18 protein-coding genes and 1 pseudogene are annotated in these 20,665 nt (G+C 53.0%); 10 read left to right on the top strand and 9 right to left on the bottom strand.

The genetic code is table 11. The features are described 5' to 3' along the window. Positions 1-101: 101 nt before the first annotated feature. The 3 genes from KW839_RS11250 to KW839_RS11240 all read left to right on the top strand — a co-directional run bounded on the left by KW839_RS11250 (position 102) and on the right by KW839_RS11240 (position 2,726). On the top strand, positions 102-527 hold the full coding sequence (locus tag KW839_RS11250) for a cell wall hydrolase (protein ID WP_218424349.1): 426 nt from the start codon (positions 102-104) through the stop codon (positions 525-527). Continuing rightward, positions 524-1,018 carry a lysis system i-spanin subunit Rz gene (locus tag KW839_RS11245; RefSeq protein ID WP_218424348.1) on the top strand — a complete coding sequence of 165 codons (495 nt, stop codon included), beginning with the start codon at positions 524-526 and terminating at the stop codon, positions 1,016-1,018. The genes KW839_RS11250 and KW839_RS11245 overlap by 4 nt, the downstream gene beginning before the upstream one ends. 463 nt (positions 1,019-1,481) lie before the next feature. Next, a complete protein-coding gene (locus KW839_RS11240) occupies positions 1,482-2,726 on the top strand; it encodes a PIN-like domain-containing protein (protein WP_218424347.1) in 1,245 nt (414 codons plus the stop codon). A 263-nt stretch (positions 2,727-2,989) separates the two neighbouring features. Here the strand turns inward: KW839_RS11240 and KW839_RS11235 are convergent, their stop codons facing one another. From KW839_RS11235 to KW839_RS11230, 3 genes and pseudogenes are all read right to left on the bottom strand, one after another. After that, positions 2,990-3,199 carry a hypothetical protein gene (locus KW839_RS11235; RefSeq protein WP_095079431.1) on the bottom strand — a complete coding sequence of 70 codons (210 nt, stop codon included), beginning with the start codon at positions 3,197-3,199 and terminating at the stop codon, positions 2,990-2,992. A gap of 1,531 nt (positions 3,200-4,730) precedes the next feature. Beyond that, a pseudogene (locus KW839_RS27635) lies at positions 4,731-5,115 on the bottom strand (transposase); the annotation flags it as partial. 140 nt (positions 5,116-5,255) lie between these two features. Continuing rightward, entirely contained in the window at positions 5,256-7,307 is a 2,052-nt protein-coding gene (locus KW839_RS11230; RefSeq protein ID WP_218424346.1) for an acyltransferase family protein, read from the bottom strand. 906 nt (positions 7,308-8,213) lie between these two features. Between KW839_RS11230 and KW839_RS11225 the strand changes: the two genes are divergently transcribed. Continuing rightward, on the top strand, positions 8,214-9,278 hold the full coding sequence (locus tag KW839_RS11225) for a hypothetical protein (protein ID WP_218424345.1): 1,065 nt from the start codon (positions 8,214-8,216) through the stop codon (positions 9,276-9,278). Between the two features lie 489 nt (positions 9,279-9,767). On the opposite strand, the gene KW839_RS11220 is transcribed toward KW839_RS11225, so the two are convergent. From KW839_RS11220 to KW839_RS11210, 3 genes are all read right to left on the bottom strand, one after another. Next, the gene (locus KW839_RS11220) at positions 9,768-10,838 is read right to left on the bottom strand and encodes an acyltransferase (protein ID WP_218424344.1); all 1,071 of its coding nucleotides are present in this window, start codon (positions 10,836-10,838) and stop codon (positions 9,768-9,770) included. Between the two features lie 1,118 nt (positions 10,839-11,956). Beyond that, positions 11,957-12,538 (bottom strand): hypothetical protein, encoded by a 582-nt coding sequence (locus tag KW839_RS11215; protein ID WP_218424343.1) that lies wholly within the window; start codon positions 12,536-12,538, stop codon positions 11,957-11,959. A gap of 202 nt (positions 12,539-12,740) precedes the next feature. Beyond that, a complete protein-coding gene (locus KW839_RS11210) occupies positions 12,741-12,944 on the bottom strand; it encodes a hypothetical protein (protein WP_218424342.1) in 204 nt (67 codons plus the stop codon). Positions 12,945-13,260: 316 nt separating this feature from the next. Here KW839_RS11210 and KW839_RS11205 point away from each other — a divergent pair, with 316 nt between their 5' ends. Next, the gene (locus KW839_RS11205) at positions 13,261-13,716 is read left to right on the top strand and encodes a DUF2214 family protein (protein WP_060540028.1); all 456 of its coding nucleotides are present in this window, start codon (positions 13,261-13,263) and stop codon (positions 13,714-13,716) included. Between the two features lie 91 nt (positions 13,717-13,807). On the opposite strand, the gene csrA is transcribed toward KW839_RS11205, so the two are convergent. Next, on the bottom strand, positions 13,808-13,999 hold the full coding sequence (gene csrA, locus KW839_RS11200; RefSeq protein WP_008057174.1) for a carbon storage regulator CsrA: 192 nt from the start codon (positions 13,997-13,999) through the stop codon (positions 13,808-13,810). A gap of 249 nt (positions 14,000-14,248) precedes the next feature. Between csrA and KW839_RS11195 the strand changes: the two genes are divergently transcribed. Then, the gene (locus KW839_RS11195) at positions 14,249-14,614 is read left to right on the top strand and encodes an SPOR domain-containing protein (protein WP_060540027.1); all 366 of its coding nucleotides are present in this window, start codon (positions 14,249-14,251) and stop codon (positions 14,612-14,614) included. Between the two features lie 85 nt (positions 14,615-14,699). On the opposite strand, the gene KW839_RS11190 is transcribed toward KW839_RS11195, so the two are convergent. Both KW839_RS11190 and KW839_RS11185 read right to left on the bottom strand, forming a co-directional pair. Then, positions 14,700-15,389: an endonuclease gene (locus tag KW839_RS11190; RefSeq protein ID WP_060540026.1), complete on the bottom strand. Its 690-nt coding sequence runs from the start codon at positions 15,387-15,389 to the stop codon at positions 14,700-14,702. Between the two features lie 4 nt (positions 15,390-15,393). Beyond that, positions 15,394-15,663 carry a DUF1654 domain-containing protein gene (locus KW839_RS11185; RefSeq protein WP_371318069.1) on the bottom strand — a complete coding sequence of 90 codons (270 nt, stop codon included), beginning with the start codon at positions 15,661-15,663 and terminating at the stop codon, positions 15,394-15,396. Between the two features lie 429 nt (positions 15,664-16,092). On the opposite strand from KW839_RS11185, the gene KW839_RS11180 reads away from it, so the two are divergent. From KW839_RS11180 to KW839_RS11165, 4 genes are read left to right on the top strand one after another with little or no spacing between them, the layout of a single operon-like run. Then, complete coding sequence (locus tag KW839_RS11180) at positions 16,093-17,049, top strand: sugar ABC transporter substrate-binding protein (protein WP_218424340.1); 957 nt, start codon at positions 16,093-16,095, stop codon at positions 17,047-17,049. A gap of 57 nt (positions 17,050-17,106) precedes the next feature. Beyond that, a complete protein-coding gene (locus KW839_RS11175) occupies positions 17,107-18,660 on the top strand; it encodes a sugar ABC transporter ATP-binding protein (protein ID WP_218424339.1) in 1,554 nt (517 codons plus the stop codon). Further along, positions 18,657-19,634 (top strand): ABC transporter permease, encoded by a 978-nt coding sequence (locus KW839_RS11170; RefSeq protein WP_060540022.1) that lies wholly within the window; start codon positions 18,657-18,659, stop codon positions 19,632-19,634. Before KW839_RS11175 ends, KW839_RS11170 begins: the two co-directional genes overlap by 4 nt. A gap of 3 nt (positions 19,635-19,637) precedes the next feature. Further along, a complete protein-coding gene (locus KW839_RS11165) occupies positions 19,638-20,657 on the top strand; it encodes a LacI family DNA-binding transcriptional regulator (protein ID WP_060540021.1) in 1,020 nt (339 codons plus the stop codon). Positions 20,658-20,665: the final 8 nt, after the last annotated feature.

Here is a 20,665-nt window from a genome sequence, read left to right as displayed (position 1 = left end):
GCCTCAATGCAGGCACTGCGCCACTTTCTTCGATGTAAGTTGTAAGATTTAAGACACAAAGCCCGCCACTGAGCGGGTATTTTTTTGCCTGGAGAAAAGTGATGACCGCTTCTGAGAAAGACAGCGACATCCTCGCCCGCACGTTGTGGGGCGAGGCCCGCGGCGAATCCCTGGCCGGCCAAATCGCCGTGGCCTGGACCATCTGTAACAGGGTGAACGACGGCAAGACCAAATCGTGGTGGGGGGAGGGCTATGCCGGTGTGTGCCAGAAGCCCTACCAGTTCAGTTGCTGGAACAAGAACGACCCGAACTTCGCCTACCTGAATGGCGCCAAGCAGATCCCATTCCGCGAGCTAGCGCAGGCACGGATCGCCGCTGACCAGGTGATTGACGGCAAGGTGCCGGATCCTACGGGAGGCGCCACGCACTATTACGCGACCACCATGCCAAAGCCGCCGGCTTGGGTGAAAGGTGCCAAGGAGACGTTGAGGCTCGGCCATCACATCTTCTTTAAGGATGTGCCTTGAGCCCGGCCTCGCTGAAGCTGGCGCTGGTTGGAGTGCTGGCGCTGGTGCTCGTCACAGCCGGTGGCGTGTGGAAGGTGCAGGACTGGCGCTACGGCAAGCAACTGGCCGAGCAGGCCGGCCTGCATCAGGCCGATCTCACCGCCATTAGCAACGCGGCCGCTGCCCAGGTTCGCGCCGATCAGGACAAGCGCCTGTCGACCAGCGACCAAACCCATCATGAGGTTTTGACCAATGCACAAAAAGATCAGGCTCGCCTGCGTGATCGCCTTGCCACTGCTGATCTGCGGCTGTCAGTCCTCCTCGATGCGAGTTCAGCCAGTGGCTGTGCAGTGCCTGCCACCTCCGGCACCGGCGGCATGGTTCATGAAGGAACGCGAGCCCGACTTGACCCAGCGCATGCTCAACGAATTATCGGAATCACCGACGCCGGTGACCAGGGATTGATTGCGCTGGCTGCGTGCCAGGCGTATGTGCGGGAGCTGCAAAAGTAGGGATTGGTGTTCGGTCGGCAGGACGCCAATGGCAGGGGTGTTCTGCGGGGAGTTCTTCCCCAAAACGCAACTGTTTGGACCAATGTTTATTGGGTTCTAAAGATTCGCAAAAGGTACTGGTTTTTTGGGGTTTTTTTTAGCTCAAGGCCTTGATTATAAAGGCCTTTGGCGATTCCTATGCGGCATCCCAGGCTTTGACACCGCAATTGGCCTGCCACAAAGGCGCGAATGGGGTCGGGGAGAGCCAAAAAGCTGTCTAAAACTACCTCGACCTTGCTCGGTTTCATTGGTGCGAAAGGCGCTTATGTCGGGTTAGGGTTTAAGACAATCGTCAATGCACACCTAAACGGCAATGCGTATGACGTAACCGAGAGTAGCATTGTGGGGCTGGTGAAGGACGCTGCCTCGGGTTATTTTGAAAGGCGTATCTCACATTGGTATCACCACGCTGCTGGAGCAGATCATGAAGAAGGAATTCCCTGGTTATTTCTCAGGAGCAGAAGCAGACGTCGAGAAAATGTGGGATGAGTGCGTTTTTGTGCTCGATGCCAATGTCCTTCTCAATCTATACAGATACTCAGACTTCACTTGTTCAAAATTACTGGAAGTGTTTAAAGCCCTAGGTGATCGGTTATGGGTACCGCATCAGGTGGTTTACGAATATCTGAACAACAGATTGACAGTGATTGGTGAGGTTGGAAAGATTTATGATGATGCGGTGAAGAAGGTTGATTCCCTAAAAAAGAGTTTGGAGAGTCACAATCAGCATCCTTTTGTTGCTGCTGAAACTCTGACTGAAAGTTTGAGTGTTTTTGATCGGGTGGTTGCAGAGTTAAATCAAAACAAACTTGTTCATGAAAAACGAATTACTCTTGATGAGATCAAGGATCAGTTAGAGCAATTGCTTGAGGGTAAGGTTGGAGAGGGTTTTACTCGTGATCGATTAGATAGTGTGATTGTTGATGGTAAGTTGCGTTATGAGCAAAAAACTCCACCTGGTTTCTGCGATGCGAAAAAGGGTGGGGATTCAGTGGTTTTCTCTGAAATTTGTAGGCCTTACGGTGACTATATCGTTTGGCTTCAAATAATCGATTATGCCAAATCATCCAACAAGCCGATTATTTTCATCACGGGTGACACCAAAGATGACTGGTGGGCTTCCTTCCAAGGAAAGACGCTCGGCCCACACCCTCAATTGGTACAAGAGTTTTTGTCATTGGTGGAACAAGACTTTTATATGTATCCGCCTGATCGTTTTTTGGAGAGAGCGAATGTATATTTAAAGCAAGATGCTTCAGATCAAGCGGTGAACGAGATAAGGGATATACGCGAAGAAGCTACGGAGAGTGGGTTGCTTGATAAAGGTATAGACATCAAATTTGATTTTGGTAGGCCTTTCCCATTTGATGCTAATGAGGCTCGCTGGTACGCAAACCAGCGTTCAGTGTTCCTTCAACGAGCGCTTCAAACTCAAGAACGGTTATCCGCGATGCGGACCGAGCGGGATAATCTTATCGAGTTAGAACACCAGCTTGCTCTCTCGGGGACGAATGAATCCAGTCGCGCAGGCGTTAGCAATAAGATCGGATTGTTAAATTCAATGATTGCAGCGCTTGAGTCAGAGTTTTCCACGTTACAAGAACAAATGAGCTTGTATACGACGCAGCAGAAAACTCTTCTCGAAGAAAAAATTCGTGGCAAGAGTTAAAGCTTAGGGCGTTTTTTTACTGCTGAGTTCTAACCAGGTTTTCTCGAATTCTGCAGGAGACTCATCATTCATCCATTTTGCGTAAACTTGTACGAGCATAGTGAAGTCCATGTAACCCATTTGTTTGGCGATGAAAACAAGGTTGCCGCGCGCGGTTAGGGACCAGCACGCATAGGTATGCCGAGTCTGCTACGGCCGGCGCGGGCGAATTCTCGAATGTTTTGAATGGCTGCTCACTCGGCATCCCAGGCATTGACACTACTTCATTCCGGCGTCATCAACACTGCGAGCGTCATCTTGATGAATTCTTCGTTCTTGTCGATGGCTTCCAGAGCCCCGCGCACGTTGCCACCGACCTCGGTCGCACCGCGTTGCTCTACCCAAAGCGTCAGCTCCATGATGGCAGCCTCCAAGGCAAGCTGGTTTTCGTTGATCTTGAAGAGCAGGGAAGGGAGCAAGTCTGAGTTTGGCATCGCGAATCCTCCATGGAATTTTAAGCGTAGCAGTCGTCAGTCGTTGGGGGAATGGTGGTGTAGTCGGCAGAGCGCCGTAGGCAGGGTTTACGCGCCAAAAAAAAAGGCAATGCTCAATTCCTGTGAAGGTCCCCCTGATTACTATTCAGGGCGTCCACAAGAAGAAGTCATTGCCTCAGAGAGCCAATGTTCCCCTGATCACAATTCAGGGCATTGGCTCAATCCTAGTGTAAAACAAGAAGCGCAAAGTGTCATGCTTGATGCAGTGGCACAGATGGTTCTGAGTCTGCTCATGGGCCGTAGCGGTGGTATAGAAGTCGGTCGACAGAATGCCGGGGAAGGGTGGAACTACTGTAGGAATATACAACGCTAAGTTGTTGATTCTTATAGGGGTATATGGCTGTTTTTTACGTCGGATAAAACGCCTGTTTATCCTTGTAAATCAGTTGGTTACGTAGGTTTCGGGGTCACCTTGACATGGTGGGGGTCGTTGGTTCGAGTCCAATCGCGCCTACCAAACAAAATCCGCTCTGCTGGGCGGTCTGGAAGGGCTCACCGAAAGGTGGGCCCTTTTTTGTTGTCTTGGATTTCATCAAAACGTTCACAAAATCTAAGGGCCGTTCACACTCGGCAATGTGAACGCCGTAAACGGCCGTTTTTCTGTTGTGAATCCTCTTCCGTAAACCTCCACTTTCTCCACCCGTCTTCTCTCACTTGAGCGTTTGCTTTTCGATTTATGCTGTGCGTATGTACGGTGTTTCGGAGTGCGTGATGAAAGGCGATTTGATCGATGGCACAAGTTGAGAATTGGGGATGCCCGCTCGCGTGGAAATGCTAAAACACTAATGCATCCAGCTTTGTGCGGAATTGGAAACGACTCGCCAGGACTTGCGGAAGGCCCACCAGAACAACGCCAAACTTATCGTTATGAACCGGGATAGCTCGATCGAACTGGCAGCCCTGAAGATTGAACATGAACGGCTGAAGTGGACACTGAGTGACGAGTATCGGCGTGAGAGTGAACGGGACGCGGCAACGATGGGATACGCTTATGCCAACCACACCATGGGCAAGCCCTAGCGGTGACGATTGACAGCCGGGTCGAACGAGGTGCAGCCAGCCCTTGACGTCTGCCAGCAATGGCATGTTGAACTAAGTGTCGAGCAGCGTTGTGACTACCCGGGCCACAAGGATTCCTGCTGCCAGGCAGGCCATAACCTTGAAAGTGAGTCGGAGTCGCTTGCCTTCGGCTGCCATGCTGCGCATCTCTGGTTTGGGAAGCAGCTGTTACCAGCATAGCAGTGGAAAAGTGTCTCTCTGGGGCATTGGCATTGGCATTGGCATTGGCACGGTTGGGTAGGGTGTTACAGGCTTGGAGGGCGCCGCCTTGGCCTGAAGGGGAAGCTTTGTCCGCTTAGGCGCCGGCTGAGACTTTCTTTCCTGGCCTGACCATTGCCTCCAGTGGCGCTTGTCAAGCATCGTGGGGTGGTGACGCCTGCGACTGGTGCGCACGATGTCGTCTGAGGTGTTCATCGCAGAGCATATGAATCTTGGTGGTGAGTCTGCCACGACTGCCGCCCGGCGCATGGTCTAGCGGTTCTTCAGGCCCCTTTATTCCGGCGCCCACACAGGCTCGGGTTGCACGTACCGCTGTGGAGTCGATCATCGAAGTGTCTGGATCGATCAGCCCTTGCTCCTTGAGCCTGATATGCAGCGTTTGAGCAGTTGGTCTAACCCGCCTCGATTTCGCCAGTCTCCAAAGCTCTGATAAGCCGTCGACCAAGAGCCAATCGTTCAGATATGTCCCGCCAGGCGGCGCCGGAACACAGCGCCCATAGGAAGTCGTTGGGTAGCAGTTGGTCGTCGATTGGTGGGTGTCCAGCTTTCTGAATCTGGGTTATTAGATCCTCGATCATTTCCCAGGATGAATCGCTGGGCTAATATCGCTTTGCCATCAAGGGCTTCTGCCGTTGATGGCGGCGATTTTACCCATTTCGGTGTTTCGGGGTTCTCGTATGGGGGCTAGTGAACCTCGGAAAAAATACTGGTTCTCAATTCACTTGATCGGATATTTTCGTAGCAAATCTTCAATAACCAGATCAGCGCCTGATATAGTCAGGTGATCGGAGTTGTAATAACGCGGTTTTCCGTCAGTGTTGGTTGCCCTGCATAGCTGGTTGTCGCAAAATAAATCAATGGGGCTATAAACTTTTATGGAGGGTGTGCGGGCTATTAATGTTGATAGCATATCAGCATAAACTTTGTATCTGTCACTGTATTCGCTGCGGCTTATGCCGCATGTTTCGCGGACTTCCTTTTGTTTGATAGTCAGTGGGCGCGAATCAAAGCAGCTTCTAATATTAAAATTTAAGTCGGGCGTGTCATTAATGAATATGATTTCTTTTCCTGACTTGGTGATTTCCGAAAGGAATTTCTTGCCAGCTTCAATAAAAGTTCTAGCATCGTTGTCGGTTAAAGGGCGAGGTTGTCTAAAGTTTTCATTTTCGATGGCGAACCCCCCGGAGGCGAGAGCCCCCCAATATCCAGCAAGGTAAATAGTTTTAATGCTGGGGGTTTCTATTGCAAATTTCAGTGCGGCGGCGACTTTCGGTTCGCAATTGTTTGCAGATGCGTATGTGGCTGAAGAGAAGGGAAGGCAGCGCAGGGTGCCTAAATTCATGACAGACATGTTGGGTAACTTGTGGGCAAGGCTTTTATAATATTGATTGCTGTGCGAATCTCCCAGAATCACGACTTCTGGTGGTGATTCTTTTGAGATTAGGCAAAAAAATAACGTTTTCAGTTCAGGGTATAAGCTATCGCAAGCTTCATTTCGATAGGGCATGTGTGGATATTCTTTTGTTAGCTCCACAAAGCCGGCGGTCTTACGCAAGCTGACTCTTGATTCAAATCCACCAGCTGCATAAGTTATATATCCAGTAGTTCCGCATGCCACCATCAGAAGGGCTAAGCCGTAAAGCTTCTTCCTGTCATTTCCACCCAAACGAATCGGTCGCTCAGCAAACCTGTAAGTGAGCCAAGCCAGGGCAATAGAAAGTAGGACTGCTGCAATGCGAGTCATTCGACTAGGTTCTTCGCTTTCTATGATGCGAAGAAATGATAAAATTGGCCAGTGCCACAAGTAAAGGGGGAAACTGATCAAACCAAACCAAACAAATATCTTGTTTGATAAAATCAACCGGTTAAACCAGGCGTTGGAACCTGCAGCTATTATGAAAACAGCCCCTAATACTGGTGCTGAAGCCCAAGTCCCCGGGAATGCTGTCTCACTATTAATATGCCAGAATCCGACCGAAAGCAATAGAACTCCTAGTAACGATAATATATTGGAGAACAGCCTCTCGTTGTTTTCAGGTGTTTTTCGACCGGCAATAACAGAAAGTCGGGTGCTGACCTTGAATTTAAGTTTGGTGAAGGTTTCTTTTTTGTATAGGGTGAGCCAGGCTAGCAGGCTTCCGCAGAGCAACTCCCAAAAGCGGGTTTGAGGTGAGTAGAATGTAGCTATAGGATCTTTTTTTATACCACTCAGGTTAAGGTAGAAAGACACTGCGCTCACGAGTACCGCAACTAATAGAAAGTTTATTTTTCGTTTCCAGGCAAGCCAAAGCAAAAATGGCCAGATGATGTAGAATTGCTCCTCAATACCTAAGCTCCACAGATGAAGTAGTGGTTTGACCTCTGCAGCATTATCGAAATAGCCTGCCTCACTCCATAGTGCGAAGTTAGACATGAAGCTCGCGCCCGCAGCGATATGTTTTCCTAGTTGTTTGTACTCGGTAGCAAGTAGCGCGTACCAGCCAAATGTAAAGCATGCGATTAGCACAAGTAATAGTGCTGGAAAAATACGCTTGATACGACGAGCGTAAAACTCACTAAAGCTGAATACCCCCCGATCTAAACTTTCAAAAACTATCGTGGAAATCAGGAATCCAGAGATGACAAAAAAAACATCGACGCCAACGAATCCGCCGCGAATCAAGCTTGGAAATGCATGAAATCCTACAACTGCCAGTACGGCTACTGCTCTGAGGCCGTCAATGTCTGCACGGTACTTGGGGTGTGTCAGGTGAGGATGTGAAGCTGACATTTAAGATAGAGCTCTCTGGTGTAATACTGTTTGTCTTGTGTTCAGTGCGCTGAATAGGGTGTGCGGGGGATGCCAACCTAAAAAACTCGAGATCTTAGCTCAAAACCAGAAAATCGACAATCGAGTAGTCGGAAAGAAATTCGACATCTAACGCAGTTTTTTATTGCCGGGCTCTGGAGGGGCCTGGCACTAATCAACATATTAACTGCGCTTCGTACAAAACTACGATTTGATGGTTGTGCTGTGCTTCCGATCTCTGCCAGAAGCAAGCTGCCGAGGTATGTGCCGACGCCAAAGTTGAAAAAGTGCACCTCTACCCTATATCCGTAGACGTTCGAAAATCCATCGGCAGCCTAACCGTAAGCTATGCATGAGATCGAAAAAGCCAAGGCGCATGTCAGGGTACGGAGCGAGCCCCCCGGGTGATGAGCTCCAGTCTGAAACAAGAAAATTTGCCCTGTGCCTTGGTCAAGAAACCGGCACAGCTGTTTGCGCTGTCGAATCTGTGGGTGCGCAATGCAGGAGGTGAGTCTGTGATGTGGAGGATAGACGCATCGAGATGCTCGTAGCGGCGAAGAAGGCAGCTATGAGTGGAAGGGCTTCGTGTTTTGGGTCGGCTCGCCACTTTCCCCGGTGCTGCTTTGGTGCTATCAGAAGAGTCAGGTTAGCGCTTGGGCGTAAGTGCAGGGAAATCTCTTTATCACAAGTAGGAAAATAAAAGAGCTTCAACGGATGGGCGAGTTTTTCGTGCTAGTAGCAATTGATAGCGAAGATACTGTTCAGAGAGCAAAATACAAGCTTTATTTTTTCCTTGGGGAAGCTCGGTGGTGTAGAATGTTTTGGGTGTGAACGGACGCTGCTTAAAATTTAAAAAATCAAACTGAAGATGGTAAGATAATTATAACTATGGGTATTAAAAGATCAGCTAAGGTATTCGTATTAATCGCTGCGCTGGCATTTATTGTGTTGGCTTGTTTCTCAGTGGGGTTGTTAAATCTCAATAACACACCTAGGTTAAAGGCATTCAATAAAGTGCCCTTCAGTAGCAGCTTGAAGTATCTTTACAGTGATATAGATTTTTCCGGTCCTAAAGAGGAGTCCAGCTTAAACTGTGAGGCTTTAAATAATGACTTTATTAAAAAGTTTTCGGGGTACGAAAAAAAGTGCCTGGCAATTAACTATGAAGTTACCGATTACACAACGCGCGCTGTACTAATCAAAAGTGTCGTGAAAAACAAATCAAAAAAACCGCGCCTCCTTGTATATAATCATGGGCATGGAGGCCTCCCAGTTGAAAGCGAAGTTTTTGCATATGAGTTGATATCCGGCGCGTTGGAAACAGAGAATGACGTGTTGTTGGTTAGCATGCCATTCATCGGAATTGATAAGCAGTCTCGGCCTATAAAAGTTAAAACTTGGGACGGTGAGGCTACTTATAATCCAGCGGATCTTGAGACCTCTTTTGCTGCATGGCATGGCGTTTTTGAGATGTTTGATACCGGCCGGTCTCATTATATGAGGTTTTTTATAGATAATGCCGTTTTGAATGTTTTAAGTCTGGATGAGCAATACCGTGCGATTAATTTTGTAGGGTTGTCTGGCGGGGCGACAACTGGGCTTTACACTTGTAACGTTTTAAAAGATCTATTGGATCATTGTATTTTGGTGGCGGGGGTTATGCCATTAAAGTACAGATTTGCAAAAAATACTTTTGGCGATGCCGAACAAATTAGCTCAAGTTTCTTTAAAAGACATGGCACGATTGATCTTATTAAGGAGATTGCTCAGTCAACTGAAAAGCTTCAGCTGGTATATAATGATAAGGATGCTTGCTGCTTTACTGAAGATTCCTCCAGACCATTCAAGAGCGATCTGGAAGCCGGCAATATAAATGTTGGATTTTTGATAAGAAATTCAACTGCTCACGAGTACGATCCTAGTCTGATACTTAGTACTATAAATACGAACTGAGCAAGTTGTTTGTTTGGGCTTGATGACGTCGATCATTGCGGGCAGGGTAACTAATCATCAAGATAACCATCGGAAGCTGTCCGGCCGGGAAAAAACAGTTGAGACTGAACCACCGTGCTTGATCAGCCATTATCGGCGGGTGAGTTGCTGGACCAGGCGCTAGGTTGCTGCCAAGGCAGTGTCTTGGCAAGAGTCGCAGACGTGCAGGTGAGGCCGCTCCACTAACTGATTTACCGCAAAAGCAGTGGGCAGCATCCCGATAATGACTCAATTGTTTAGTGATGCAAGCAATCCAGCCCCGACCTTGGGTCGGGCTTTTTTGGTTTCGGCTACAGCACACCCATTACTTCGAGGCGAGAGGGTTGCTGGAGCTTTGGGGAGCCGATGCATTGCCACCCGTAAGGATCAGACGTCCGCAGCGCTGCTGTGGTTGGTGCAGCAGTTTGAAGACGTAAGCTTGATCACGTCGTCTGTTGAGCCATCCGCTACTTAATCAGTGCTCGCCCGCTCAGGGCTTTGAGATCTTGGCTGCAGAATCTGGCGCATGGAAGTAGATAGAGGGATCTCAACTACCCTGTGCACGGCATACGCCAGGATCAGCATGCTTGCCATGACCCCCCAAAAGAGAAGATGCACGTTCACTTTTTCATAGAGAAGGTTGAACGTCATGTAGCCAATAAATTGATGAAGCAGGTATAGGGGATAGGTAAGAGCACCGATGACGGTCCAGTTCATCCGGCCTATGACTCCAGTTTTGCGCGTGACCGACAATAATAACAGTAGGAAGAACGAAGAAATAATAGCAATAATAATGATCGTGTTTACTTCTTGTTTGAATACTGGCGCTAATATTGCTGCTTGTTTCAATGATTGATATATTGCCAGTGTAAAGGATAGGCTGATTGTTACTATCCGGATTATGGAAGGTCCTTTTTTCCAAACCATGAAAAATGATGCCCCAGCAATAAAGAAGGCTGCGTATTCCGATATCAAATATATCGACAGTAGATCTGTGCCATAAAGCGCGACCTTCGCAGTGTACAGCAACCATGCGATCATGAAGTATTCTGCGTGGCGCATTAGTTTGAAGGCTAGCAGCACAGCGATCAAAATGTAAAATCGAATTTCAACGAAGATCGACCAATAGGCGCCATCAATAGAAGGCACATTCATGAACTCGCTCAGCATGGTCATGTTTGCAAGATACTGAACGATGCTGGCTGAGAAGCGATTCTCTCCCATAAACAGGATTGCAATAAACGTGATTGTGCAGCACGCCCAGAAAGCTGGGTATAGCCTCACGATCCTGGAGGTGGCGAATGACCTGAGATTTGCATTCGCAGCGGTCATAAATATGACAAAGCCACTGATCATAAAAAATAGCTGGACGCCAAGGTATCCGTATTTTGCAACCGGCGTAATCCACGGATAAGACATGACCGACAAGTCGTTATAGGCGTGGCCACGAAACGCATAGTGAAAGACAAGCACTGCAATGGCGGCGATGAAGCGCAGCAGGTCGATTTCGTTTATCCGGTCTTTTTTAGTTTTGGAAGTCAATTGGATGACCTTGATTCATGGGGAGGTAAGTGTCGACAGGCGCGCATCGTACCGACAGATCAAGAGAAAGCGAACCCATCGACTGGCCCCGCATGTCGCTAAACAGGAATTTTTTGCCTGGAGAAAGCCGGCCAATCACTCAGTTGCTGCTGACGACCCTGTCAAATGCGGGTGTAAAAGCTGGTTTTTCGTTCCTGTCCACAATGCCGGATGGCGTGGCAGCTAATCGATGGTGCGAAAACATATTGCGCGGTTATTGCTCAAATCGGTCATCAGTCAGACCAACAGATGTATGTGGGGCAACCGCTCAAGCTCGCTTGCACGGATCACTTCATCGGAAGACCGATCAGGCTTTGGTAGTGCGATATCACTCACAGGGTTGTGAATGTCGATCAGCAATCCGCGTTTTGCGAATCGGTAGAACCGCGACATGAATGCGAGCTGCTTCCTGCACGTGGACGGCTTCACCTTCTTCAATCGCATGATCTTGAAGTCATTAATCTTTTGCGGCGTGACTTCGTGAATTGGCTGGGTGAAGTGCCTGCCCAGATGTTCCACAATCTCAGGGCATGGTCGTAGCTGCCCTTACCCTTGAGCATCATCTCGTAGTAGGTCCTGCCCAACGTATATAGTGTGATGCTCGCGATACACCGTAACGGATTTGATTTGTTTCGCCCATGACTCTGCTTCTGCTTTGGTGCTGAAGGTTTTCGATTGGGGAGATTTACCCTTTACCCGACCAGAGCGTTCCAGTTGCCGGACGGAAGTAAGCGGAAATTGGCCATTTTTAACGCCTCATAATGTGAATGGGCGTTCTGTGAAACCCTTGAACACCAAGGCTTGCAGCTTGCTCAAGCAGACTTTGACATGGTGGGGGTCGTTGGTTCGAGTCCAGTCGCGCCTACCAAACAAAATCCGCTCTGCTGGGCGGTCTGGAAGGGCTCACCGAAAGGTGGGCCCTTTTTTGTTGTCTTGGATTTCTTGTAGAGCCTTCACACAAATAGGGTTCGTTCATCCTGGGCAATGTGAATGCCTATAGGAGCTATCCTGGTCGGGATTCTTTCTGTCGCAGGGAAGTCGTGTTTCGAGAGCCCAGTGCCGCGTCCCTTGAGTCTCTACTAAGTAAGCTCAAATCGCTCCAGAGCATAATCCTTACCCGCCACGGTAAGTGAAAATGTGGTGGCGCCGAACGTCCCCCGTGTCGCACTTCGCTTCACTAGGCGTTTAGCTTCAAGTTGCTTTAGACCGACTTCAACTTCCAGTGTGCTGATTGAGACAAGTTTGCAGACTGAGTCCAGACTTGCAATTTTCCGGTAGTTCGCATGGTAGGCCAGAACTTCCATCAGTAGCGTTTGGTTCTCTGTCAGTTGCGGAAACTGCGGGTTGTTCTTTTTGTAAACCTTGCGCTCTATCTCATGCAGCTCACCGCCAGCCCCGTCAGGGCTGCGGGTGTAGTAAATCGCAACAGACAGAGTGCCGATCAAAGTCGCGATAATCAGCATCAGCGACCAATTGGGCATTGGCGTTTCCAGCAAAAGCCAATCCCCGGCACGTAGCAGCCAGCCCTTGGTGTCTGCCAGCAATGGCATGTTGAAGTAAGTGTCGAGCAGCGTTGTGACTACCCAGGTCACAAGGATGCCTGCGGCCAGGCAGGCCAAAACCTTGAAAGTGAGAGGGAGTCGCTTGCCTTCTGCTGCCATGCTGCTTTTCTCTGGTTTGGGAAACAGCTGTTACCAGCATAGCAGTGGAAAAGTGACGCTCTGCAAGTGGCGTCGGGCAAAGGCTTATGTGCTGAAAGAGGGCAGCCGGTGACCGTGTCTGAAGGGCGCCTTTGAGATGCCATCCCTACACGGTCAGCGGTTATCTGACGTGCCGATCAGTTCGTGGCTCGCTGTGTAAAAGTCAGACCGAGTAACCGGCCACCTGGCTGTTGTGGGCGTCCTGCACTCCAGCGATGAGGTGCAGTGGAATATTGGGTTGCGTTTCCATTGCCGGTACTTCGAAGCCGACAATCTGGATGTGTCGCTCGCTCGGTACCGTCGACTCTGCAGCCTTTTCCATGGCCATTCTCGCGTGATTCATTGCGATTTCATTGAGCGTTGACACGTTACATCTCCTGGTGACTGGCCGAGCGTATCGCTGGAAGTCCTTAAGCGTTGATTGAATGATTGCCGCGTCAGAATTATGTCGTTCCGGGCAGCTACAGGCCACAAGTGCAATCCGTACGCCATGATGCAGGCCTGTTGAGTGCTGCGCTGCCCCAGGCGACGAGTGGTGTGTGCCGGGCTCTTCAAGCGCCGTTGGTGCGTGGCGGTTTTCTGGCTCCGTCGAAAAAGGTCGACCAAAGGCGCCGATGCAGCCCGTCACTTCATGGGCTACTACTGACAGGTTGATTCAACTTCGTCCTGAAAGGAGTTTCTCGATGCTGACTCACTGGATGCTTGCGGCGGGCCATCTTCTGGCGCTGGTGGTGGGGTTCTGGGCGGTGCTGGCGCGAGGCACGGCTTTTCGACGATTGGCCGATGGGGTCGGGGAGGCACGCAGCGTATTGATCGCGGACAACCTGTGGGGGATCTGCGCCGTCGTCCTGTTACTGAGTGGCGGGATGCGGGCCTTCGGCGGGTATGAAAAAGGCGCGGACTATTACCTGCATCAGCCTTTGTTCCATCTCAAGATGACGTTTTTCGTGCTGATCCTGTTGCTCGAGATTGCACCGATGGTGACGTTGATCAAGTGGCGGATCGCGCTTGGGCGCAAAACGGCTATCGACACCGCACGCGCGAAGCTGTTCGCGCGCATAAGTCATGTCGAAGCGCTGCTGGTGCTGCTGATGGTGGTTGCGGCCACAGGGATGGCGCGGGGAGTGGCTTTTGGGTAGCGCCGAGCGGGCAAGTTGGGCGGGATGCGGGATTTGAATCTTTAGCCAGCCGTGGTCCGGGGAGGAACGGGCTGGCTACTGACTGCAAGAATCAGGTTTGCGGCTTTTCCGGGGCGGTCAGACCGGCCTGGATGCGCTGGTAGATTTCTTCGCGATGCACTGCAACGTCTTTCGGTGCGTTGATGCCGATCCTGACTTGCTGGCCGCTTACGCCCAGAATGGTGATTGTAATGTCATCACCGATATTTATGCTTTCACCGACTTTGCGGGTGAGTATCAGCATGGTCTTCTCCTTGATTGCTTGGTGGGGCACCTGATTCGGACAGTGCAGAGGTCGGTGGTACGTATAGATTAGTGCGAAGTCTCACTTTTTGGGTGTCTCTTTCTGACGTTCAGTAGCGACATTAATTCCCAGGACGTAACTATACAGAGGCCGCAACCATCATTCTCGCTGTTTTGTGCCCATTTTGCGGGTCTCGTGAAGTATTCATGAGTGATAAAATCATCGTTTTGGCATTCTGAGGGATACGCTGTGCGCAAAATGTTCTGGGTAATCGCGATATTGGCGCTGGCAGGATGTGGTGAGGGCAAGAGCGTGGACACGCCGAAGCCACGGCCGCCGGTGGAACCAGCAACTGCACAGGTGTCTGGGCCGCAATGGGATCTTGAAGTTCGAGGTGAAACACCTCAGGCGGTCAGCGATCTGAGCGGATGGCTGATCGAGCACAGCTTCATGTCCAGTGTAGTCAAGGAAAATGGCCAGACACGTATTCTGATGGGGCCATACAACTCACGGGCCGAGGCCCAGGCCAAGCAGGATGAGGTCCGCGCATCGCTCACCCGGGCGAAGAAACAGAACATCGAGTTGCTGGTGCTTGAGCGTCCGGCGGTTCAGTAACCTTGCGCGTGATAGAGCACTGATCACAAAAAGGCCCCGGGTACTTCGTCCCGGGGCCCTTGGTGTTTTTTAAGGGCGTGCGGGCTTAGCCGCAGGCTTTCAAGTTTACCGGGCCGACAAATTCATTGCCGCGCCCCATAACGCACGCCACGCTCTGGTTGCGCTGACGCTCCCAGGACTGGACCGGGTAGGTTTTGTCCCAGGCTTCGTACAGTTGTCGATCCTGCCTGGACAGACGTACGCCATATTCCTTGCTCATGTAGAAATAAGTCCGGGCGATCATGCCGCGAATGGAAGGGCGGGGCATGACTTTCCTGGCCTTGAAGTCGATCTGGGTCAGGCAGGAGCCGTATTGACCCGACTGCTCCGGCAACCAGCCAAAACTGAAGTTGCTGCGATCGCCATTGACCTCGCCAATGCTGGGTACCAGGTTATGCAGGTCGGCTTCAGCCTTCTGGTAGGCGGCATCGTAGCGTGTGCAGTTTTTGCGTCCGCCTTCTTGCCAGCATTGGCGTTGATGGCCGATCTGCCAGGCCGGAACGATGTGCTCCCATTCGATACGGGACGCGCGCTTGGCATTTTTGCGTGGCACATAACCGCATGCGGCGAGGTTCACCCGGTTGCCCGTGTATTTGCAGCCGCAGTAAAACTCCGTTGATTGAGGGGCATACAGCTCCCACGCGATTTTCTTGGCCTCATCGAACGTGCGCGGTGCGTCCGCCTGGACGCCCGTGGCGAACAGCAGAAACAGTAAAGCGAAACAGCGGGCAGTCATCGACTCAATCTTCCTTCGGCACAACCCAGAAAATCTGCACGCCACCATCATCGCGATAGGCGAGGGTGACGTTGTCGTTCTCGTCGATTTCTTCGAGCAGGCGCTCCCATTCATCCACCGGCTCTTCAGGCAGGCGAAAGATCAGCGCTGCCCTGGCTTTCTGCGCAGTGGGGGAGTTGATGATTTTCTGTACGCGCATGCCCATGCGTACGTAGGCATCAGGAATGACAGGGTTGGTGTCCATGGGATTATCCTTATTAAGCTGTACGTGCATACAGTATTTAACTGTACTGCTTTTCGCAACTGCTTAAAATTCAAGAAGATCGTCTGACAGCGATTTGTTCCGTTTGGTGTAAGGCGGGGCGAGGATTTTTGTCACGGGCTAACTCAACCATCTCACCAGGTGGCATCTCCAGGTGGCATCGATATTAAAGAAAACCGCAGGGGGTCGATGTTGCCTCAAGGGATCTTTTTTCAAGAATTTGAAATGTCGTTATCCGTGGATGTTTCCAAAGCGTGCCGGCATTTGTCCTCTCTTCCCGTCAGCCCTTGTGCAGCCGTTGACAAATCCCGGCAGGGTTCGCATAGTTCGGTCAACGCAAACGTTTGCGCGGCGCCCGGGATGAGCATAGTCATCCAGCGGGCCTGTAACATACGTCAGCGCAAGCGTTGCTCACAATAATCATAAGATCGGAGTGAACCCATGAAGCTGCCATTTGCTGGACGTCTTCTCGCTATCGCTGTGCTGGCTGCCGCCTCCGCTGCACTGCCTGTCTCTTCGGCCTTCGCCGAATCGCCCGAAAAACCCAAAGTCGCGCTGGTGATGAAATCCCTGGCCAACGAGTTCTTCCTGACCATGGAGGACGGTGCCAAGGCCTATCAGAAGGAGCACTCCGGCGAATTCGACCTGATCTCCAACGGCATCAAGGACGAGACCGACACCGCAGGCCAGACGCGCATCGTCGAGCAGATGATTTTGGCCAAGGTCAATGCGCTGGTGATTGCGCCCGCGGATTCGAAAGCCATGGTCCCGGTCATCAAGAAAGCCGTGGACGCCGGTATCACTGTGGTCAACATCGACAATCAGCTTGACCCGGCCGTGGTCAAAAGCAAAAACATCAGCGTGCCATTCGTAGGCCCTGACAACCGCAAAGGCGCGCGTCTGGTGGGTGATTATCTGGCGAAACAGCTGAAGGCCGGTGACGAAGTCGGCATCATCGAAGGCGTGTCCACCACCACCAATGCCCAGCAGCGCACCGCCGGTTTCAAGGATGCGATGGAAGCGGCGCAGATCAAGGTGGTGTCCCTGCAGTCTGGCGACTGGGAGATCGATAAAGGCAACAAAGTGGCCGCCTCGATTCTCAGTGAATACCCGCAAACCAAGGCCCTGTTGGCCGGCAACGACAGCATGGCGGTCGGTGCGGTGTCTGCCGTGCGGGCAGCGGGCAAGGCCGGCAAGGTGCAAGTGGTCGGCTATGACAACATCAATGCCATCAAGCCGATGCTCGCCGATGGCCGCGTGCTGGCGACCGCTGACCAGTTTGCGGCCAGACAGGCTGTATTCGGCATCGAGACTGCGCTGAAGATTCTCAAGGGCGAGAAGGTCGAGGGCGGCGCCAATGGCGTCATCGAAACTCCGGTAGAGCTGGTGACCAAGTAGTCCTCTGGCGCCTCAACAGTGCTCGCCCGTTCGGGGCGGGCGCATGGAGATTTCCCTATGTCCGTTTGCGCCCCGAACGCTGTCCTTGCGGTCAGCGGCATCGGCAAGACCTACGCTCAACCGGTCCTGGCCGGCATCGACCTGACGCTCATGCGCGGCGAAGTGCTGGCGCTGACCGGTGAAAACGGCGCGGGCAAAAGTACCCTGTCGAAGATCATCGGCGGGCTGGTCACGCCGACTACCGGCCAGATGCAGTTTCAAGGGCGTGACTACCGCCCGGGTAGCAGGGCTCAGGCTGAAGGCCTGGGCATCCGCATGGTCATGCAGGAACTCAATCTGCTGCCCACTTTGTCGGTGGCGGAAAACCTGTTTCTCGACAATTTGCCCAACAAGGGCGGATGGATCAGCCGCAAGCAATTGCGCCATGCGGCAATAGCAGCCATGGCCCAGGTCGGGCTCGACGCGATCGACCCGGACACCCTGGTCGGTGAGCTGGGCATCGGCCATCAGCAGATGGTGGAGATCGCCCGCAACCTGATCGGTGATTGCCATGTGCTGATCCTCGACGAGCCCACCGCGATGTTGACGGCGCGGGAAGTGGAGATGCTGTTCGAGCAGATCACCCGTCTGCAGGCGCGCGGTGTCTCGATCATCTATATCTCCCATCGTCTGGAAGAGCTGGCGCGGGTCGCGCAGCGCATTGCGGTACTGCGCGACGGCCAGTTGGTCTGCGTCGAGCCGATGGCTAACTACAACAGTGAGCAACTGGTCACCTTGATGGTCGGTCGCGAATTGGGTGAACACATCGATATGGGCCCGCGCAAGATCGGCGCGCCGGCGTTGACGGTCAAGGGCCTGAGTCACTCGGACAAGGTTCGTGATGTGTCCTTCGAAGTCCGCGCTGGTGAGATCTTCGGCATTTCGGGCCTGATCGGGGCAGGGCGCACCGAGTTGCTGCGGCTGATCTTCGGTGCCGATCTCCCGGACAGCGGCAGCGTTGCCCTGGGATCGCCCGCGCAGGTGGTCAGCATCCGCTCCCCGGTGGACGCGGTTGGTCACGGCATCGCGCTGATTACCGAGGATCGCAAGGGCGAAGGCCTGCTGCTGACGCAATCGATCGGTGCCAACATCGCATTGGGCAACATGCCGGGGATTTCCAGCGCCGGCTTCGTCAATCACGCAGACGAGAGCGCGCTGGCGCAGCGTCAGATCGACGCCATGCGTATCCGCAGTTCCGGCCCGGGGCAGTCGGTGTCCGAACTGTCCGGTGGCAATCAGCAGAAGGTCGTGATCGGTCGCTGGCTGGAGCGCGATTGCTCGGTGCTGCTGTTCGACGAGCCGACCCGTGGCATCGATGTCGGCGCCAAGTTCGACATCTACAACCTGCTCGGCGAGCTGACCCGTCAGGGCAAGGCGCTGGTGGTGGTCTCCAGTGACTTGCGGGAGCTGATGTTGATTTGCGACCGCATTGGTGTCCTGTCGGCGGGGCGTCTGATCGAAACCTTCGAGCGTGACAGCTGGACCCAGGATGATTTGCTTGCCGCCGCTTTCGCCGGCTACCAAAAACGTGACGCGCTGCTCAATGAAGCCGCGCCTAGGGATCTTCCATGAAAACCGCCTCTTCCGTTGGCAAGCGCAATGGCAATTTTTACGGGCTCGGCACCTACCTTGGGCTGGCCGGGGCCTTGCTGGCGATGGTCGTACTGTTCTCAATGCTGAGCAGTCACTTTCTGTCTTACGATACGTTCAGCACGCTGGCCAACCAGATTCCTGATCTGATGGTGCTGGCGGTCGGCATGACGTTTGTATTGATCATCGGCGGTATCGATCTGTCGGTGGGCTCGGTGCTGGCGCTGGCGGCGTCGGCGGTCAGCGTGGCGATTCTCGGCTGGGGCTGGAGCGTTCTGCCCGCCGCATTACTCGGCATGGCCATTGCGGCGCTCGCTGGCACAATCACCGGCTCGATTACCGTGGCCTGGCGGATTCCTTCGTTCATCGTGTCCCTGGGCGTGCTGGAGATGGCCCGGGGCGTGGCGTACCAGATGACCGGTTCACGCACGGCCTACATCGGCGATGCCTTCGCCTGGCTGTCCAACCCGATTGCCTTCGGCATCTCGCCGTCGTTCATCATCGCCTTGCTGATCATCTTCGTCGCCCAGGCCGTGTTGACCCGTACTGTGTTCGGTCGTTACCTGATTGGCATCGGCACCAACGAAGAGGCGGTGCGCCTGGCGGGAATCAATCCGAAGCCGTACAAGATTCTGGTGTTCAGTCTGATGGGGCTGTTGGCCGGCATCGCTGCGTTGTTCCAGATTTCGCGACTGGAGGCGGCGGACCCGAATGCCGGCTCCGGCCTGGAGCTGCAGGTGATCGCCGCCGTGGTGATCGGCGGGACCAGCCTGATGGGTGGTCGCGGTTCGGTCATCAGCACATTCTTTGGTGTCCTGATCATTTCCGTGCTGGCCGCGGGGCTGGCGCAGATCGGTGCGACCGAGCCGACCAAGCGCATCATTACCGGCGCGGTTATCGTGGTGGCGGTGGTGCTGGATACTTATCGCAGTCAGCGCGCAAGCCGGCGGACCTGAGTCATGGCAACGATCAAGGATGTAGCAGCGCTCGCCGGAATTTCCTACACCACGGTTTCCCACGTGGTGAACAAGACCCGGCCGGTCAGCGAAGAAGTTCGCATCAAGGTCGAGGCGGCGATCCAGACCCTCGACTATGTACCCAGTGCCGTGGCGCGATCCCTGAAGGCCAAGACCACCGCAACCATCGGACTTTTGGTGCCTAACAGCCTCAATCCGTACTTTGCCGAGCTGGCCCGGGGAATCGAGGATTACTGCGAGCGCAACGGCTACTGCGTGATCCTGTGCAACTCCGACGACAACCCGGACAAGCAGCGCAGTTACCTGCGGGTGTTGCTGGAAAAACGCATCGACGGGCTGATCGTCGCCTCGGCCGGTGGCGATAGCGGTCTGGCCCAGGGCCTGGCAAGCGTGCGTACGCCAATGGTGATCGTTGACCGTGGTCTGGAAGGCGTCGATGTGGATCTGGTGCGTATCGATCATGAATACGGCGCCTATCTTGCGACCCGGCACCTGCTGGAGTTGGGGCATCGGGATGTCGCCACGATCATCGGGCCGCAAACCACCAGTGTCGCGCAGATGCGTCTGGCCGGTTACTGCCGTGCGCTGGAGGAGGCTGGCATTGAAGTGGTGCCCGAGCGCATTGTGCAAAGCGATTTCACCAGTACCGGCGGTTACGCCGCCGCCACCGTTCTGCTGCAGCACAATCGCCCCACGGCGATTTTCGCCGCCAACGACTTGATGGGCATCGGCGTGCTGCGGGCTGCCGCCGAGCTCAATATTCGGGTGCCTGGCGAGCTGTCGGTGATCGGCTTCGACGATATCCAGATGAGCCGTTATGTCTATCCTTCGTTGACCACCGTGGGGCAGTCGATTCTGCAACTCGGAGAGATGGCGGCCGAAGTGCTGTTGCGACGGATCGCTACGCCGCAGCGCAGCACCGAACAACGCATCGTCACGCCCAGTATTGTCATGCGTGAATCAACTGCGCCGCTGGCCGGCGTATTTGCCCAGTTTCGCTGAGTCAGAAA

Origin of the sequence: Pseudomonas sp. PDM31 (assembly GCF_019218965.1) — a bacterium.
In the GTDB taxonomy this organism is placed as follows: Bacteria; Pseudomonadota; Gammaproteobacteria; order Pseudomonadales; family Pseudomonadaceae; genus Aquipseudomonas.
This window is presented reverse-complemented; position numbering and strand designations above follow the sequence as displayed.

Coding starts and splice junctions, on each gene's coding strand:
- KW839_RS11190 (WP_060540026.1), bottom strand. CDS start 15,389: ATGACTGCCCGCTGTTTCGCTTTACTGTTTCTGCTGTTCGCCACGGGC.
- KW839_RS11205 (WP_060540028.1), top strand. CDS start 13,261: ATGCTGACTCACTGGATGCTTGCGGCGGGCCATCTTCTGGCGCTGGTG.
- KW839_RS11240 (WP_218424347.1), top strand. CDS start 1,482: ATGAAGAAGGAATTCCCTGGTTATTTCTCAGGAGCAGAAGCAGACGTC.
- KW839_RS11215 (WP_218424343.1), bottom strand. CDS start 12,538: ATGGCAGCAGAAGGCAAGCGACTCCCTCTCACTTTCAAGGTTTTGGCC.
- KW839_RS11230 (WP_218424346.1), bottom strand. CDS start 7,307: ATGTCAGCTTCACATCCTCACCTGACACACCCCAAGTACCGTGCAGAC.
- KW839_RS11175 (WP_218424339.1), top strand. CDS start 17,107: ATGTCCGTTTGCGCCCCGAACGCTGTCCTTGCGGTCAGCGGCATCGGC.
- KW839_RS11250 (WP_218424349.1), top strand. CDS start 102: ATGACCGCTTCTGAGAAAGACAGCGACATCCTCGCCCGCACGTTGTGG.
- KW839_RS11225 (WP_218424345.1), top strand. CDS start 8,214: ATGGGTATTAAAAGATCAGCTAAGGTATTCGTATTAATCGCTGCGCTG.
- KW839_RS11235 (WP_095079431.1), bottom strand. CDS start 3,199: ATGCCAAACTCAGACTTGCTCCCTTCCCTGCTCTTCAAGATCAACGAA.
- KW839_RS11170 (WP_060540022.1), top strand. CDS start 18,657: ATGAAAACCGCCTCTTCCGTTGGCAAGCGCAATGGCAATTTTTACGGG.
- KW839_RS11185 (WP_371318069.1), bottom strand. CDS start 15,663: ATGCACGTACAGCTTAATAAGGATAATCCCATGGACACCAACCCTGTC.
- csrA (WP_008057174.1), bottom strand. CDS start 13,999: ATGCTGATACTCACCCGCAAAGTCGGTGAAAGCATAAATATCGGTGAT.
- KW839_RS11165 (WP_060540021.1), top strand. CDS start 19,638: ATGGCAACGATCAAGGATGTAGCAGCGCTCGCCGGAATTTCCTACACC.
- KW839_RS11180 (WP_218424340.1), top strand. CDS start 16,093: ATGAAGCTGCCATTTGCTGGACGTCTTCTCGCTATCGCTGTGCTGGCT.